Source organism: Pseudidiomarina sediminum DSM 21906 (assembly GCF_000423165.1).
GTDB lineage: Bacteria > Pseudomonadota > Gammaproteobacteria > Enterobacterales > Alteromonadaceae > Pseudidiomarina > Pseudidiomarina sediminum.
Window position 1 is genome coordinate 347,964 of sequence record NZ_AUHL01000006.1, and the last position, 14,835, is coordinate 362,798.

Consider the following 14,835-nt stretch of genomic DNA (forward strand, 5'->3'; position numbering starts at 1 on the left):
AGGCGTTAGTGACCGCCCATACCAAGTTTCTTCTCCAGATAGTGGATGTTGGTACCACCGTGCTGGAAGTTTTCGTCCGCCATAATGTCTTTTTGTAGCGGTACGTTGGTTTTAATCCCTTCGATGATAAGCTCGCTAAGGGCATTACGCATGCGCGCAATGGCGACATCGCGGTTTTCACCATAGGTAATCAACTTACCGATCATTGAGTCATAGTTTGGTGGAACTTTGTAATCCGCATAAACATGCGAGTCCCAACGCACGCCAAGACCACCTGGTGGATGGAAGCGTGAGATCAAACCTGGCGAAGGTACGAAGGTGTTCGGATCTTCAGCGTTAATACGGCACTCAATGGCATGACCACGAATCACCACGTCTTCTTGTGAGAACGATAACGGACGACCCGCAGCAATACGCAATTGCTCTTTGATCAAATCGATACCAGTAACCATTTCTGTGACCGGGTGCTCAACCTGAATCCGAGTATTCATTTCGATGAAGTAGAACTCACCGTTCTCATATAAGAACTCGAAGGTACCTGCGCCACGATAATTAATTTCTAAACAGGCTTTGGCACAACGCTCACCGATGTATTTACGCATTTCTGCGGTAATACCAGGCGCTGGCGCTTCTTCCACAACTTTTTGGTGGCGACGTTGCATCGAGCAGTCACGCTCACCAAGGTAAACGGCGTTACCTTGACCGTCGGCCAATACTTGGATTTCGATGTGGCGTGGGTTTTCAAGGAATTTTTCCATGTAAACCATTGAGTTACCGAACGCTGCACCGGCTTCGGCTTTGGTTGTGCTGATGGCGCTGACCAACTCGCTCTCGCTACGGACCACGCGCATACCGCGACCACCACCGCCGCCAGCGGCTTTAACGATGACCGGGTAACCGATACGCTTAGCGATTTTCTTGTTCTTTTCTTCGTCGTCGTCTAACGGGCCACCTGAGCCTGGTACACAAGGTACGCCGGCTTTTTTCATGGCTTCGATGGCAGATACTTTGTCGCCCATCAAGCGAATGACGTCAGCAGTAGGACCAACGAAAATAAAACCTGAATTCTCCACTTGGTCGGCAAAGTCAGCGTTTTCCGCTAAGAAGCCGTAGCCCGGGTGAATTGCCGCAGCGTCAGTGATTTCAGCAGCACTGATAATGCGAGGAATATTTAAGTAGCTCTCTGTTGCTGGAGCATTACCGATACAAATCGATTCATCCGCCAACAACACGTGTTTTAAATTACGGTCGACTGTGGAGTGCACCGCCACCGTTTTGATACCGAGTTCTTTACATGCACGCAATACGCGCAATGCAATTTCGCCTCGGTTCGCAATGACAACCTTATCTAACATGATGATGTCCTGTGGTTATAGCGGTTTTACTCGATAACGAAGAGTGGTTGATCAAATTCAACAGGTTCGCCATTTTCAACCAAAATTTGTTTCACCACGCCGCCTTTGTCAGCTTCGATTTGGTTCATCATTTTCATTGCTTCAACGATACATAAGGTTTCGCCAGCTTTCACTTGTTGGCCAACGCTGACGAAGTCGCTTGCGCCAGGTGCTGGTGCTGCGTAGAAGGTACCGACCATTGGTGAACGAACAATGTGGCCACTCAATTCTGGCTCAGCTGCTTCCGCTGGAGCTGCAGCGGCAGGAGCTGGTGCAGGTGCGGCAGGCGCATGCATCGGTGCTGCTTGGTAGTGCATAGGTGCTGCAACTTGGCTGCCACCACGGTGGATGCGTACCGACTCTTCACCTTCCGTGATTTCAAGCTCAGCGATGCCTGACTCTTCAACTAACTCGATGAGTTTTTTAATTTTACGAATATCCATGATCTAGTATGACCCCATAAAAAAGTGTTAGGTGTTGGCGCGTTGCTGTAATTGTGCGACCGCGGCTTGCAGGGCAAGTTCATACCCTTGCGCACCAAGACCACAAATGACCCCAACGGCTAATTCGGCTAAGTACGAATGGCGACGAAAAGATTCGCGCGTATGAATATTGGACAAGTGGACTTCAATAAAAGGTAACTTGGTGCCCGCCAATGCATCGCGCAGTGCAATGCTGGTGTGGGTGTAGGCTGCAGGGTTGATCAAAATGAAGTCGACGTTGCTGGTCGCAGCTTCGTGAATCCAGTTGATGAGCTCATGCTCAGCATTGGATTGACGACAATCAAGGGTAACGCCAAGCGCTTCCGCTTTATGACGTAGCTCGCTTTCGATGTGAGCGAGCGTTGCTGAACCGTAGACGTCCGGCTCCCGCTGCCCCAATAAATTGAGGTTAGGGCCGTTCAGCAATAGGAATCTGTAGTTTTGCTGGTTATTTTCGGTCATTGTGCTGCGATCTGTTGCGAATTTGAGTTTATAGTGCAATTTCGGTGCTGACCCTGTCAAGAACACCCAAAAATATGCTGCGATTAAGCATTATAGTTAAAAATGCTCGAAACGCAGCATAATACTGGTCTTATCACCGAAGTTCACCGCAATTATTGATTCGCTGCAAGCTCTTCGAGGTGTTGCGTGAAGGCTTCCGCGTTCATAAATCCTGACACCCGGGCAGCGCGGATCTCTTGTCCGTCGCGGAAAAACAGTATGGTTGGTAAGCCCAACACATCATGTTGTTGCAAGATAGCATTGTTGACGGCGTTGGCGTCGGTCACGTCAGCCTGCAAGACCAGAGTATCTGCCAAGGCGGCTTGCACCTGTGCGTTGGCAAAGGTGTAACGCTCAAACTCTTTACAAGCGACGCACCAATCGGCGTAAAGATCGAGCATGACCAGTTGTCCTGGTGCGGCCTGTTCTAATTGCGTCGTGATTGCTTCTGCGCTGTCGACCTGGGTAAAGTCGAGCGCATGGTGCTGGCTCTGCGGCCACCACGCATAAAGGAGGCTACCTGCTAACGTCAGCCATAGCGCACTGATGAGCATCGCGCGTTTACCTTGAATATCACGCAGCGTGGCGTTAATGAGGTACAACGCGGCCAGCACGATAAAGCCAACCCACAGCCAATCAGCGATGTGTAGTGGTAACAGACGCTCGACGAAAATCAATGCAACAGCGAATAAGATCACGCCAAACACACGTTTGACGACATTCATCCAGCTTCCGGCTTTTGGCAACAGCTTGCCGCCGGTGGTACCGAACACAATTAACGGTACGCCCATACCAAGGCTCAGCGCATAGAGCACACCAGCACCAACCGCGACATCACCGGACTGGGCAATGAACAAGAGCGCGCCCGATAGCGGTGCTGTGGTGCAAGGAGAGGCAATAAGTCCTGAGAGTACGCCAATAATAAAGACACTGCGATGCGCACCGCCGCGCTGACGTTGGCTCATTTCGTTGAGGCGGTTTTGCCATTTCACCGGCAGCTGTAGGTTATAGACACCCAGCATACTTAAGCCGAGGAAGACAAACAGCAGGGCTAATACAATAAGTACTGCTGGGTGTTGCAGCATGGCTTGGTATTGCATCCCGGCTAAGGCGACGACAATGCCTAATAACGAATAGGTGATCGCCATGCCTTGTACATAGGCAAAGGACAATGTGAACGCGCGCAGGGTCGAGAGGCGTTGCTGCGAGCCCATGATCACCGTGGATAAAATGGGGTACATGGGCAACACGCACGGGGTGAAAGCCAAACCAATCCCGGCGACAAAGAAAATGCCCAAGACCCATAGCAAAGGTTCATCGGCCAATTCACTGAAGAAATTGGTGGCACTGTATTGCTGGCTGTTCTCTGCCACGCTAGCGACATCAATGGCGGGGGTAGGCGTTGTCGCTGTGGTTGCTGGCCCGGCATCGGTAACAGCAGCAAGAGGAACGTCAATGGTCGAGGGTGGGTAGCATAACCCGGCATCGGCACAGCCTTGGTAGTGCAGCGTGAACGTTGTCGCGGCAGTATCAGCCAGTTGCAGTTTCAGCGTTACGTTATCGCGATACACTACCGATTCGCCAAAAAACTCATCATAGTGTGCTTCACCGGCTGGTAATTCAGGCGTTACGGCGAGGGGAACTTCAGCATCAAACTGAAAGCGGTGTTGGTAAAGATAGTAGCCATCGGCAATAGTAAAGCTCAGCTGTAATTGGTCGTTTTGCTGGCGGAAGTCGAATCGAAAGGCTTCTTCTACCGGTAAAAACTGTTGCTGTGCAAATGGGTCATCGTTGTTCAAATCAAAGCTTTGCGCGTGACTTGCGGTACTGATAACACTACTAAGACATAACACCAAAGCAATACACAAACGCTGACCGATAGACATTAGGTAGTTACCTCTTTTAACCAATTTAAGTAGGCATCGCTGCCTTTGGTGATGGGGCTGGCGATGAGCTCGGCTACTTCATACGGGTGTGCGCTCTGAACGGATTCAAATAACGCATCTAGGTGTGCCGTTTGAGTCTTAATGGTCAACATCACTTCTTCGTCACTATGAATGTGATCGTCCCACCAATACAGCGACGTTGACGGCGCGCTTATGTTAACACAGGCGGCAAGGCGCGCACGTAATACCTTTTCAGCAATTGCTTTGGCGGTGTTTTTATCGGGACAGCTGCAAAATACGAGGGAATAGTCTGTAGCCATAATGCTGCTCTTGGTTGGTGAAACACGAGATAAAATTTTTTAGGGGCAAGCCTTGAGATTAAAAAAATGCCCCCCATTAAAAGAGACACAAACTTTTTAACAGTCCTTGTCATCAAGCACAAGGGCAAGTTATCAACCCACAACTCAGGTGTAGGAGTTATCAAAGATGAAACTTCGTCCTTTACATGATCGTGTGATCATCAAGCGTTCTGAAGCAGAAACTAAATCTGCTGGCGGTATTGTATTAACTGGCTCTGCAGCGGAGAAATCAACCCGCGGTGAAGTCGTTGCTGTCGGTAACGGCCGTATCTTAGAAAACGGTGACGTAAAAGCACTGGATGTCAAAGTTGGCGACAAAGTGTTGTTCAGCGAAGGCTACGGTGTGAAAACCGAGAAAATCGACGGTGAAGAATACCTCATCATGAGCGAGTCAGACATTCTGGCGATCGTTGAAGGCTAAGCTTACCTAGAGACAGTTTCGAAAGAGGAAAATGAACATGGCAGCAAAAGAAGTAAAATTTGGTAACCAAGCGCGTCAACAAATGCTGAAAGGCGTGAACGTGTTGGCAGACGCAGTAAAAGTTACGCTAGGCCCTAAAGGCCGTAACGTGGTTCTCGAAAAATCATTCGGTGCGCCGTTAATCACCAAAGATGGTGTGTCTGTCGCGAAAGAGATTGAGCTGGAAGACAAGTTCCAGAACATGGGCGCACAAATGGTGAAAGAAGTTGCGTCGAAAGCGAACGACGAAGCCGGTGACGGTACAACTACTGCGACCGTATTGGCACAAGCGATTGTCAATGAAGGTCTGAAAGCTGTGGCTGCGGGTATGAACCCAATGGATCTTAAGCGTGGTATCGACAAAGCGGTACTGAGCGCGGTTGAAGAGTTGAAAAAAATCTCTCAACCATGTGACAACAACAAAGCAATCGCACAAGTTGGTACAATCTCTGCCAACTCGGATAGCACCATCGGTGAAATCATCGCAAACGCGATGGAGAAAGTCGGTAAAGAAGGTGTCATCACCGTTGAAGAAGGCCAAGCCTTACAAGACGAGTTGGACGTGGTAGAAGGTATGCAGTTCGATCGCGGTTACTTGTCACCTTACTTCATCAACAACCAAGAAAACGGCACTGTTGAGCTCGACAGCCCGTACATCTTGTTGGTGGATAAGAAGATCTCAAACATCCGTGAATTGTTGCCAACCCTTGAAGGTGTCGCGAAATCTGGCAAGCCATTGTTGATCATCGCTGAAGACGTTGAAGGCGAAGCCTTGGCCACCTTGGTTGTGAACAACATGCGCGGCATCGTTAAAGTTGCAGCGGTGAAAGCTCCTGGTTTTGGCGACCGTCGTAAAGCTATGTTGCAAGACATCGCGATTCTGACTGGCGGTACTGTCATCTCTGAAGAGATTGGCATGGAACTTGAAAAAGCACAGTTGGAAGACTTAGGTACTGCGAAGCGTGTGGTTATCAACAAAGATAACTCAACCATCGTTGATGGCGCGGGTGACCAAGCGGCTATCGAAGGTCGTGTGGCGCAAATTCGTCAGCAAATCGAAGAAACCTCTTCTGATTACGACAAAGAGAAACTGCAAGAACGTCTGGCTAAACTAGCTGGCGGTGTTGCTGTGATCAAAGTCGGCGCGGCGACCGAAGTTGAAATGAAAGAGAAGAAAGCGCGCGTTGAAGACGCTCTGCACGCAACCCGTGCTGCGGTTGAAGAAGGCGTGGTCCCTGGTGGTGGTGTGGCACTGGTACGTGCGGCAAGCAAACTGGACGACCTACGTGGTGACAACGAAGACCAAAACGTCGGTATTAAGTTGGCCTTGCGTGCAATGGAAGCGCCATTGCGTCAAATCTCAACCAACGCTGGTGCGGAAGGCTCAGTGGTTGCCAACAATGTGAAAGCCGGTGAAGGTAACTTCGGTTACAACGCGGGCAACGACACCTACGGCGACATGCTTGAGATGGGTATCTTGGACCCAACCAAAGTGACCCGTTCAGCGTTGCAATTCGCTGCTTCAATTGCTGCGTTAATGATCACAACCGAAGCCATGGTTGCTGACTTACCGCAAGACGATGCACCAGCTGCACCAGACATGGGCGGCATGGGTGGCATGGGCGGCATGATGTAATTCGCCCAGTCAATTAGTGATGTTTTAAAAAGGGATGTAGCGAGAGCTACATCCCTTTTTTAGTTCTATGAATGAATTTTGGGACAGGGGCGAGCTTGATTCTTGAGCACACTTAGTACCACTAATTGGTTTGTAGCGGCAGACTAAACCCGAACACCATTTTAGGTGGTAGTATTATCCCTAACGGAGAGAGGGGCAGTGGTCAAAAAAACAACGTGGAACGTTTAGCACTGAGTTTAAACATGATCCCGCGAACTTGAGATACTGCACATAAAGAGGTTTCAGTTAAGATGAAAAAAGTCTTTTACACACTTTGTTTCGCTACGCTTGTTACAGGCTGTGCCGAGCCTGATACTAAGAGAGATTTTAACGCGACGGTTACGTTTCCAGTGAATAATCAGTGTCATGAGTACGTTACTCAACTGCCGGTAACAGTAGGTCAATACGAGGTGTCCTACAAACCCTTTACTGTAAAACTCGATGCGTTCCCTCAAATAACTGGCTTCATGGAGCTGCGCAGCAACAATATGATGAATGTGGAATTGCAAAATGAAGCCATAAAGATGATGGACAATTGTTTTGCAAGAGCAAAAACCGCTATAGACGTAACAACTCCTGATGGGTGGCTTAATGCTGGCAAGGCTATTCAGGCTAACTTGGTTAATGACGTTCCAGTCCATTCATTAGTGCTTAACGGAAGTGTGTTGGAGATTTATTACAATTGGGATGATAAGGAATCCTCTCGCTAGCGGTACCGCTTTTTTTGTCACACAATTGCGCGTATTCTCGTCTTAGGAACAGCAATTAACGAAGGAGGTTGCTATGCTCACAATGAAATCTATCAGCGGCATTTTACTTGTTGGTCTGTTATCAGCAAATGCTCACGCGGCTGACGTGAGTGTAGAGTGGAAAGATATCGAGAGCTATCGTGATATCGAAGCTGTTAACGGTGTTCAGGAGCGTTTCGAGCAGCGCGTCATGCAAGAGCTGACCGAACATTGGCAGACGTTAGGCGCACAACTACCTGAGCAACACAAGCTCAGTATTGTGATGACTGACTTGGATTTAACTGGTCGGGTGGAGCCAACCTTTGGCGTCGGTGGTAGCAGTTATATGCGCATCGTTGATGGTGCGAGTTATCCGGCAATGCGCTTCTCGTTTAGCTACACCGATGCTGAGGGTAAAGAGCTCAGCAGTGCGGACGATGTGCGCCTGCGTGATCTAGGTCAAGGGTCTAGCAGTAAGCGTAGCATCATGGGCAGTAGCCGTGATGGTCTGTACTTCGAGAAGCAGCTCATGGATGACTGGTTCGAGAAAACCTTTAAACGCGACTAAGCTCAAGCGGCGTTTTACTTGGCTCACCAGCAATCTCACGCACTAAGCGTGGTACTAAAAAGCCTGGAAGTAGCGCACGTAGTTGCTCGGCAATAGTAAGTGCATCGGCGTCAGTCACGGCAAAGTGGCTGGCGCCTTTTACTTTATCCAGCTGGTGCAGGTAGTAAGGTAAAACTCGAGCCTCAAAGAGACGCTCACTCAGTGCAGCTAAGGTTGCTGCGTGATCGTTCACACCTTTAAGTAACACACTCTGATTCAGTAAGGTAATTCCTAAGTTGGCCCACGTGTGGCATGCGTCATGGAGTTCTGGGGCGATCTCATGCGGGTGGTTGGCGTGCATGACCAAGATGGCTTGCAGACGACTCTTAGCCAGGCGTTGTCCGAGCGTGGCTGTAAGGCGTTGTGGTAACACTATCGGTAAACGCGAGTGAATGCGTATGCGCTTTAACTGCGGTACTTGTTCTAGGTCGGTGAGTAGGCGATCCAACTGAGCGTCGGTGGCCAGCAGTGGGTCACCACCACTGAGAATCACCTCATTAATACTAGGATCGTTTTCGACATAGTGAAGCAGTTGCGCTCGCTCGTTACGACCGAAGTGGTGCGCATCGTATGGAAAGTGGCGGCGAAAACAGTAACGGCAATTAATGGCACAGCCACCGCGCAAGATCACTAACACCCGCGACTGATATTTGTGCAAAATGCCAGGGTTCTGGTTACCTTGCTCAGCGAGAGGATCCGCAACGAAGCCTTCACGTTCAATGAACTCATCGGCATGTGGTGCCACTTGTTTTAACAGAGGATCATTAAGATCGCCTTGCTGCATGAGGTTTACAAAGTGGCGGGTAACCATGACTGGGAATAACTGCCGTGCATCGCCATGTGCTTGGAGCCAGGCGTCAGGCAAGTTCAAGTGCGCGGCGAGTTCGGCTGGATCACGAATGGCTTGGGCCAGGGCTTGTTGCCAGTCAGGGCGCACGGAAATAGCTACAGCTTCAGTCACAGCATCATTACCTTTGTCGAGATGATGGGGCTAGTTTACCTGAAAACTATTTTTACCTGAAAAGTTTGCGCTTATAGTTTATTATTGCGCCGGAAATCGCTAATTCTGTTTGATTAATGAGGAAACCATGGCGAACTACAGTACGAACGAATTCAAGGCTGGTTTAAAAATTATGCAAGATGGCGAGCCTTGCGCCATTGTTGAAAACGAAATGGTTAAGCCGGGTAAAGGCCAGGCGTTTAACCGTGTCAAAATCCGTAAGCTCATCAGTGGTAAAGTGGTCGAGAAAACCTTTAAATCTGGCGATAGCGTTGAAGGCGCTGATGTCATCGATTTGGACTTGGCGTACTTGTACAACGACGGTGAGTTCTGGCACTTCATGAACAATGACACTTTTGAGCAACTTGCGGCAGACGAGAAAGCTGTTGGCGACGCGACCAAGTGGTTGGTTGAGCAAGATGTGTGCACCTTAACACTTTGGAACGGTAATCCAATTGCGGTCACCCCACCAAACTTTGTTGAGTTGGAAATCACTGAAACTGACCCAGGTCTAAAAGGTGATACGGCGGGTACCGGCGGTAAGCCTGCAACTTTATCTACAGGCGCTGTGGTACGTGTACCTTTATTCGTACAAATCGGTGAAGTGATCAAGGTAGATACCCGTTCGGGTGAGTACGTTTCTCGCGTACAGAAGTAACGTACGACGATGATGCAGCGCAGTTCTGAGTGGCAGCCTTCGGCAACGCTAGATGTCTTAACAGCACGCGCTGCATTATTTGCAAGTATTCGCAGTTTTTTTGCCGACCGCAAGGTACTTGAGGTCGACACCCCACTGCTGGGACACTTCGGTGTCACCGACCCTCACTTAAGTAATCTTCGTACCCATTTGCAGGGGCAATCGCAATCTTTGGCGTTACAGACCTCACCAGAATACGCCATGAAGCGTTTGCTTGCGGCAGGCAGTGGTTGTATTTATCAGCTTGGCAAAGTGTTTCGCAATGACGAGCTAAGCCGCCGCCACAATCCTGAATTCACCATGCTTGAGTGGTACCGCGTTGGCTTTACTGCTGAGCAACTGATTGATGAAGTTGACGCCTTATTGCAAGCTACCGTTCAGGCGCCGCCACTCCAACAGATCACCTATCAGCAATTGTTCATCGATGTGCTCAATGTTGATCCGCTTGCGGAGAATGCCATTTGCGCATTGCAGCAAGCGCTAGGGGATTCTCCTGAGTTAGCCGATTGGGCACGGCAAGAAGATGACTTAGACACTTTGTTGGACGGTGCTATGGCCTTGGTTATCGAGCCGCAACTTGAGCGCAGTGTGCCAATTGCAGTGACACATTACCCGGCCAGTCAAGCTGCTCTAGCACAGCTGTGCCCGGCAGATTCACGTGTCGCACTGCGCTTTGAAGTGTTTTATCAAGGCATGGAGTTAGCGAATGGCTATCAAGAACTCACCGATGCCAGCGAACAAGCCTTGCGCTTTAACCAAGATAACCAACGTCGCCAACAGCTTGGTAAACCAGAGCAACAAGGCGATCCGCGTTTGCTCGCGGCATTGCAACACGGGCTGCCCGATTGCGCTGGCGTTGCGCTAGGTGTCGACCGTTTACTAATGGTGCATCTTAAGCGTGAACAGATTGCTGAGGTATTGCCGTTCGCAATTGATCGCGCCTAGAACTTGCCGCGACATTTCGTGATGTTATAATGTAACACGAATTGCAGCTCGACTAGGACGCGTAATGACGCAACGATCACTTGATAAAACTGGCATCTGGGTAACGACTCTGTGTGCGCTTCACTGCTTATTATTGCCAGTGATCTTGCCAATGTTGTCGCTGATTGGATTGTCGTTTATTGGCGAAGAGCTGTTAGAACGTGTCATTTTAAGCGTGAGCATTTTGGTCGGCTTTGTCGCCCTTATAATGGGCATGCGTAAGCACTTCCGTTTTTATCCTTTCTTAATGTTGTTCGCCGGTGGAGTGATCTACTGGCATAAAGACAGTCTTGGTGAAATTGGCGAACCTATCATCATTTTGCTTGGCGCGAGCCTTATTGTTGCCGCGCACTGGGTGAACCTTAAGCTCACCCGCGCCGCAAGCGTGCTGCAACCTAACGTCGCTCAATAATGACACCTGCTTCCATGTGATGGGTGTAGGGGAATTGGTCGAACAGCGCACACTTGGTTACTTTATGCGTGTTGTTTAGGCTGGCTAAGTTTTCCACCAAGGTTTCTGGGTTACAGGAAATATAGATAATCCGCGCATACTGGCGCACTAGTTCAACCGTCGCATCGTCTAGCCCTGCCCGTGGTGGGTCCACCAATACCGTCTGACAATTAAAGCTATCAAGTTCCGCTTCTTCGGCACGACGTGACGTTTTCTCTCCTGCCATTACTGCGCTGAAGTCTTCTGCTGACATGCGTAGCAAGGTGACATTGTGAATATCATTCAACTCACAGTTATAACGCGCAGAAGCAACAGAGGTTTTACTAATCTCAGTCGCTAACACGCGCTCAAAATTTTGTGCCAAAGGCAGGCTAAAGTTGCCGTTACCACAATACAGCTCGAGTAAATCGTGATTGGTTGCGGTAGTGGCCTCCAGTGCCCAACTGACCATATGCTGATTCACATACGCATTGGGTTGGGTGAAACTATTCTCGATTTGCTGGAACAGGTAGTCACGGCCAGCGATGGTCAGGCGCTCGACCACCCAATCTTGCGACAAGCACATTTTCTGTTTGCGGGCGCGGCCAATCAGATGAATCTCACCATAGTTTTGTAAGGCTTCACGCATTGCTTCGGCTTCCAGCTGCCAAGCGTCGTCCAGTTGACGATGGTAGAGCAAGCTAATGAGCGCTTGCCCGCTGGTGGTGGTTAAGAACTCTACTTGAAACAACTTTTGTCGTAGTGTTGGGCGCTCGCGAACATAGTCAATGACTGCTGGCATCAGGGTATTAATCAGCTGACTACCGGCTGGAAACTGATCCGTGCGAATTTTTTCACGTGTATCAGGATCAAACATAATGTAGTACAAGTCGTCACCTTCATGCCAAACGCGAAATTCGGCACGCATCCGATAATGTTCCCGCGGGGACTCGAACACTGCTAAAGGTTGGTCAGTATACGGTGCGAGCATGTCGCTTAAACGGCTTACCTTTTCGGCCAGCTGTTCTGCATAAGATTCTGGTTGTACTGCTAAATGTGTCATGCCGACTCCGTGTACTGATCGTGCTGGATGAACTGTAGTGCATAAAGTGAGGGCGAATTGTAATCTTTGAGCTTGAAATGTCCACCTTAATAGGGGGACGTAACCTTTACAAAATAGCCTGCTCGGGAAATTGCCAAATCTATAAATTTGAACCATTCTTGAGGAGTCGTCACGTTCAACCGCATTATTGTGTCGACGGGTAACAACAAGATTTAACAATAATTATAAGGTGATATCCATGTCCAAGCATTTTATTAAGCAGGGGTGTTTTACTGTTGCCGCTCTTGCTCTCGCAGTTTCAAGTTCACTCGCTCAGGCACAGAGTGAAAAAGCTCGTGTCATTATTCAGTTTAAACCGGGTAGCCAAGCGCAAGTTGAACAGTTGGTCCAACGCGCCGGCGGACGTAAACACGTCGATCTTGCGCGCTTTGAAGCGCTGGCTGTTGAAGTACCGGAAGCGGCGTTGCAAGGGCTACGCCGTAACCCGAATATTGTGCTGGTGGAAGAAGATGCGCCACGACAATTGTTGAGTAGCCAATATGAGCCGGGAACACCTTATGGCATTACCCAAGTACAAGCCGACTTAGTCAGTGATGCAGCCGCGGGTTCGCGTAAAGTATGTATTATTGATTCGGGCTACGATTTAGGGCACCCCGACTTGCCGACATCGAATGTGAACGGTCAGTACGATAGTGGTACCGGCAATTGGTCAACGGATGAAAATGGACATGGAACTCACGTTGCCGGCACCATCGCTGCTCTGGCAAATAACGACGGTGTCGTTGGGGTTCTACCGAACGGCCAAGTAAACCTTCATATTGTTAAAGTATTTACAGCTTCTGGCTGGGGCTATTCTTCTTCTTTAATAGCGGCCGCTGATCAGTGTGCCAATGCCGGGGCTCAGGTGATTAATATGAGCCTCGGTGGCTCGCGCGCGAACCGTACGGAAGAGCGAGCCTTCAGCCAGTTGAATGATGCCGGTATTCTGAGTATTGCGGCGGCAGGGAATGATGGCAATACGCGCCACTCTTATCCAGCCTCTTATGATGCTGTTGTCTCGGTTGGCGCGGTAGATGCCAATGAAGTGATTGCCGGTTTCTCTCAACAGACCAGCCAAGTTGAATTATCGGCACCAGGCGTTGCAGTTCTTTCTTCAGTTCCACGTGGTATGGGAGAACGTGTCACTGCCTCTGTCGCGGGTGTGAATTATGACGCCAATGGCATGGACGGTGGCGCGCGAACAGAAGTGAGTGCGCCTTTAGCCGATTGTGGTTTGGGCACACAAGCTTGTAGTAGTGCAAACAATAGTATCTGTCTCATAGAACGCGGCAGTATTTCGTTTGCCGAGAAGGTCCAAGCTTGTGAAGCTGGTGGTGGTGTTGGTGCTATTGTCTATAACAATGAGGCTGGCGCCTTATTGGGAACTTTAGGCGATTACACGGCCGGAATTCCTGCGGTCGGAATTTCGGCGACCGACGGTGCTACTTTATTAGGGCAGTTAGGACAAACAGCAACTGTAGGCGTAACAACCAGTGATTGGGCATTCTTTGATGGTACCTCAATGGCGACACCACATGTTGCAGGTGTCGCGGCCTTAGTTTGGTCGCATCATACGGCATGTAGTAACAACGATATCCGCGCTGCACTCAATGCAACGGCGAAAGACCTGGGTAGTGCAGGCCGTGATAATGCGTATGGTTATGGTTTGATTCAAGCGAAGGCTGCGGTGGATTATCTTACCGCGAATGGCTGCGGTGGTAGTGGCGGTGATACTGGTGGAGATACCGGTGGCGATACCGGCGGCGGAAAAGGAAATGGCGGTGGTAAGGGTGGGCCTAAGAAATAAAACGCCCTAAATCTTATGTTTTTGTTAAAAAGCCTGCGAAAGCGGGCTTTTTTTATGCGCTCTGAACAGAAAATCAGCAGTCAGCAAAAAAACATGCAAAAACTTGAAAATGGCGCTTGACGTGGCGAGTTAAATCTCTAAAATGCGCTCCACGCTTGAGGCAGGCAACGAAGCCGCCGAAAGTAACAGTTTTGAGTCAGAAAAAATTTTGCCGAAAGGCTTGACACAAAACGCCAAGGCTGTAGAATGCGCAGCCTGCTCACGACGAGCGAAACGTTCTTTAACAAATTATCAAGCCAAGCAAACTGTGTGGGCACTTACCGGATTCAGGCAGAGAAACGCATCTTCGGATGCAGTATCCTTCTTTTAACGAAGGGGATACACCTGACTGATTGGAGAAGTGCTTAACAAATTAAGATTTATTAAGTCATTGATTCAATGGGTCGATTAAACACTTTAAACTGAAGAGTTTGATCATGGCTCAGATTGAACGCTGGCGGCAGGCCTAACACATGCAAGTCGAGCGGTAACAGGAAGAAGCTTGCTTCTTTGCTGACGAGCGGCGGACGGGTGAGTAATACTTGGGAACTTGCCTTTAGGAGGGGGATAACCGCTGGAAACGGTGGCTAATACCGCATAATGTCTACGGACCAAAGCAGGGGCTCTTCGGACCTTGCACCTAAAGATAGGCCCAAGCGAGATTAGCTAGTTGGTGGGGTAAAG

At 49.5% G+C, this 14,835-nt stretch carries 15 protein-coding genes and 1 rRNA gene; 9 read left to right on the forward strand and 7 right to left on the reverse strand.

The genetic code is table 11. The features are described 5' to 3' along the window. Window positions 1–5: 5 nt before the first annotated feature. The 5 genes from accC to cutA all read right to left on the reverse strand — a co-directional run bounded on the left by accC (window position 6) and on the right by cutA (window position 4,583). Window positions 6–1,355 (reverse strand): acetyl-CoA carboxylase biotin carboxylase subunit, encoded by a 1,350-nt coding sequence (accC, locus tag G535_RS0103305; RefSeq protein ID WP_026860761.1) that lies wholly within the window; start codon window positions 1,353–1,355, stop codon window positions 6–8. 26 nt (window positions 1,356–1,381) lie between these two features. After that, a complete protein-coding gene (gene accB, locus G535_RS0103310; RefSeq protein WP_026860762.1) occupies window positions 1,382–1,837 on the reverse strand; it encodes an acetyl-CoA carboxylase biotin carboxyl carrier protein in 456 nt (151 codons plus the stop codon). A 27-nt stretch (window positions 1,838–1,864) separates the two neighbouring features. After that, window positions 1,865–2,338, reverse strand: coding sequence for a type II 3-dehydroquinate dehydratase (gene aroQ / locus G535_RS0103315; RefSeq protein WP_026860763.1), 474 nt, complete (start codon window positions 2,336–2,338; stop codon window positions 1,865–1,867). A gap of 152 nt (window positions 2,339–2,490) precedes the next feature. After that, on the reverse strand, window positions 2,491–4,263 hold the full coding sequence (locus tag G535_RS0103320) for a protein-disulfide reductase DsbD (protein WP_026860764.1): 1,773 nt from the start codon (window positions 4,261–4,263) through the stop codon (window positions 2,491–2,493). After that, window positions 4,263–4,583: a divalent-cation tolerance protein CutA gene (cutA, locus tag G535_RS0103325; protein WP_026860765.1), complete on the reverse strand. Its 321-nt coding sequence runs from the start codon at window positions 4,581–4,583 to the stop codon at window positions 4,263–4,265. The genes G535_RS0103320 and cutA overlap by 1 nt, the downstream gene beginning before the upstream one ends. A 166-nt stretch (window positions 4,584–4,749) precedes the next feature. Between cutA and G535_RS0103330 the strand changes: the two genes are divergently transcribed. The 4 genes from G535_RS0103330 to G535_RS0103345 all read left to right on the forward strand — a co-directional run bounded on the left by G535_RS0103330 (window position 4,750) and on the right by G535_RS0103345 (window position 8,053). Then, complete coding sequence (locus G535_RS0103330) at window positions 4,750–5,043, forward strand: co-chaperone GroES (RefSeq protein ID WP_026860766.1); 294 nt, start codon at window positions 4,750–4,752, stop codon at window positions 5,041–5,043. Window positions 5,044–5,080: 37 nt separating this feature from the next. Further along, the gene (groL, locus tag G535_RS0103335) at window positions 5,081–6,718 is read left to right on the forward strand and encodes a chaperonin GroEL (RefSeq protein WP_026860767.1); all 1,638 of its coding nucleotides are present in this window, start codon (window positions 5,081–5,083) and stop codon (window positions 6,716–6,718) included. A gap of 290 nt (window positions 6,719–7,008) precedes the next feature. Next, entirely contained in the window at window positions 7,009–7,467 is a 459-nt protein-coding gene (locus tag G535_RS0103340) for a hypothetical protein (protein ID WP_026860768.1), read from the forward strand. A gap of 73 nt (window positions 7,468–7,540) precedes the next feature. Next, window positions 7,541–8,053, forward strand: coding sequence for a DUF3016 domain-containing protein (locus tag G535_RS0103345; protein WP_026860769.1), 513 nt, complete (start codon window positions 7,541–7,543; stop codon window positions 8,051–8,053). Here G535_RS0103345 and epmB read toward each other — a convergent pair. Beyond that, a complete protein-coding gene (gene epmB, locus G535_RS0103350) occupies window positions 8,040–9,053 on the reverse strand; it encodes an EF-P beta-lysylation protein EpmB (protein ID WP_034727418.1) in 1,014 nt (337 codons plus the stop codon). The two genes, G535_RS0103345 and epmB, sit on opposite strands and share 14 nt — an antisense overlap. 127 nt (window positions 9,054–9,180) lie before the next feature. Here epmB and efp point away from each other — a divergent pair, with 127 nt between their 5' ends. The 3 genes from efp to G535_RS0103365 all read left to right on the forward strand — a co-directional run bounded on the left by efp (window position 9,181) and on the right by G535_RS0103365 (window position 11,185). Next, window positions 9,181–9,750, forward strand: a complete 570-nt coding sequence (gene efp, locus G535_RS0103355; protein ID WP_026860771.1) for an elongation factor P — start codon at window positions 9,181–9,183, stop codon at window positions 9,748–9,750. Between the two features lie 12 nt (window positions 9,751–9,762). Then, window positions 9,763–10,734: an elongation factor P--(R)-beta-lysine ligase gene (epmA, locus tag G535_RS0103360; RefSeq protein WP_026860772.1), complete on the forward strand. Its 972-nt coding sequence runs from the start codon at window positions 9,763–9,765 to the stop codon at window positions 10,732–10,734. Window positions 10,735–10,798: 64 nt separating this feature from the next. Beyond that, the gene (locus G535_RS0103365) at window positions 10,799–11,185 is read left to right on the forward strand and encodes a MerC domain-containing protein (RefSeq protein WP_026860773.1); all 387 of its coding nucleotides are present in this window, start codon (window positions 10,799–10,801) and stop codon (window positions 11,183–11,185) included. Here G535_RS0103365 and trmA read toward each other — a convergent pair. Continuing rightward, window positions 11,169–12,266 (reverse strand): tRNA (uridine(54)-C5)-methyltransferase TrmA, encoded by a 1,098-nt coding sequence (gene trmA, locus G535_RS0103370; protein WP_026860774.1) that lies wholly within the window; start codon window positions 12,264–12,266, stop codon window positions 11,169–11,171. The genes G535_RS0103365 and trmA overlap by 17 nt on opposite strands. Before the next feature lie 238 nt (window positions 12,267–12,504). Here trmA and G535_RS12805 point away from each other — a divergent pair, with 238 nt between their 5' ends. Together G535_RS12805 and G535_RS0103385 are read left to right on the forward strand one after the other, a co-directional pair. Continuing rightward, window positions 12,505–14,112 (forward strand): S8 family serine peptidase, encoded by a 1,608-nt coding sequence (locus G535_RS12805; protein ID WP_051206932.1) that lies wholly within the window; start codon window positions 12,505–12,507, stop codon window positions 14,110–14,112. Between the two features lie 458 nt (window positions 14,113–14,570). Further along, window positions 14,571–14,835, forward strand: a 16S ribosomal RNA gene (locus tag G535_RS0103385); the annotation flags it as partial.

What these genes read in the sequence shown, in the direction of transcription:
- G535_RS0103330 (WP_026860766.1), top strand. Translation starts at nt 4,750, where the DNA reads ATGAAACTTCGTCCTTTACATGATCGTGTGATCATCAAGCGTTCTGAA.
- accC (WP_026860761.1), bottom strand. Translation starts at nt 1,355, where the DNA reads ATGTTAGATAAGGTTGTCATTGCGAACCGAGGCGAAATTGCATTGCGC.
- efp (WP_026860771.1), top strand. Translation starts at nt 9,181, where the DNA reads ATGGCGAACTACAGTACGAACGAATTCAAGGCTGGTTTAAAAATTATG.
- G535_RS0103320 (WP_026860764.1), bottom strand. Translation starts at nt 4,263, where the DNA reads ATGTCTATCGGTCAGCGTTTGTGTATTGCTTTGGTGTTATGTCTTAGT.
- epmA (WP_026860772.1), top strand. Translation starts at nt 9,763, where the DNA reads ATGCAGCGCAGTTCTGAGTGGCAGCCTTCGGCAACGCTAGATGTCTTA.
- trmA (WP_026860774.1), bottom strand. Translation starts at nt 12,266, where the DNA reads ATGACACATTTAGCAGTACAACCAGAATCTTATGCAGAACAGCTGGCC.
- G535_RS0103340 (WP_026860768.1), top strand. Translation starts at nt 7,009, where the DNA reads ATGAAAAAAGTCTTTTACACACTTTGTTTCGCTACGCTTGTTACAGGC.
- G535_RS0103365 (WP_026860773.1), top strand. Translation starts at nt 10,799, where the DNA reads ATGACGCAACGATCACTTGATAAAACTGGCATCTGGGTAACGACTCTG.
- aroQ (WP_026860763.1), bottom strand. Translation starts at nt 2,338, where the DNA reads ATGACCGAAAATAACCAGCAAAACTACAGATTCCTATTGCTGAACGGC.
- accB (WP_026860762.1), bottom strand. Translation starts at nt 1,837, where the DNA reads ATGGATATTCGTAAAATTAAAAAACTCATCGAGTTAGTTGAAGAGTCA.
- cutA (WP_026860765.1), bottom strand. Translation starts at nt 4,583, where the DNA reads ATGGCTACAGACTATTCCCTCGTATTTTGCAGCTGTCCCGATAAAAAC.
- G535_RS0103345 (WP_026860769.1), top strand. Translation starts at nt 7,541, where the DNA reads ATGCTCACAATGAAATCTATCAGCGGCATTTTACTTGTTGGTCTGTTA.
- G535_RS12805 (WP_051206932.1), top strand. Translation starts at nt 12,505, where the DNA reads ATGTCCAAGCATTTTATTAAGCAGGGGTGTTTTACTGTTGCCGCTCTT.
- groL (WP_026860767.1), top strand. Translation starts at nt 5,081, where the DNA reads ATGGCAGCAAAAGAAGTAAAATTTGGTAACCAAGCGCGTCAACAAATG.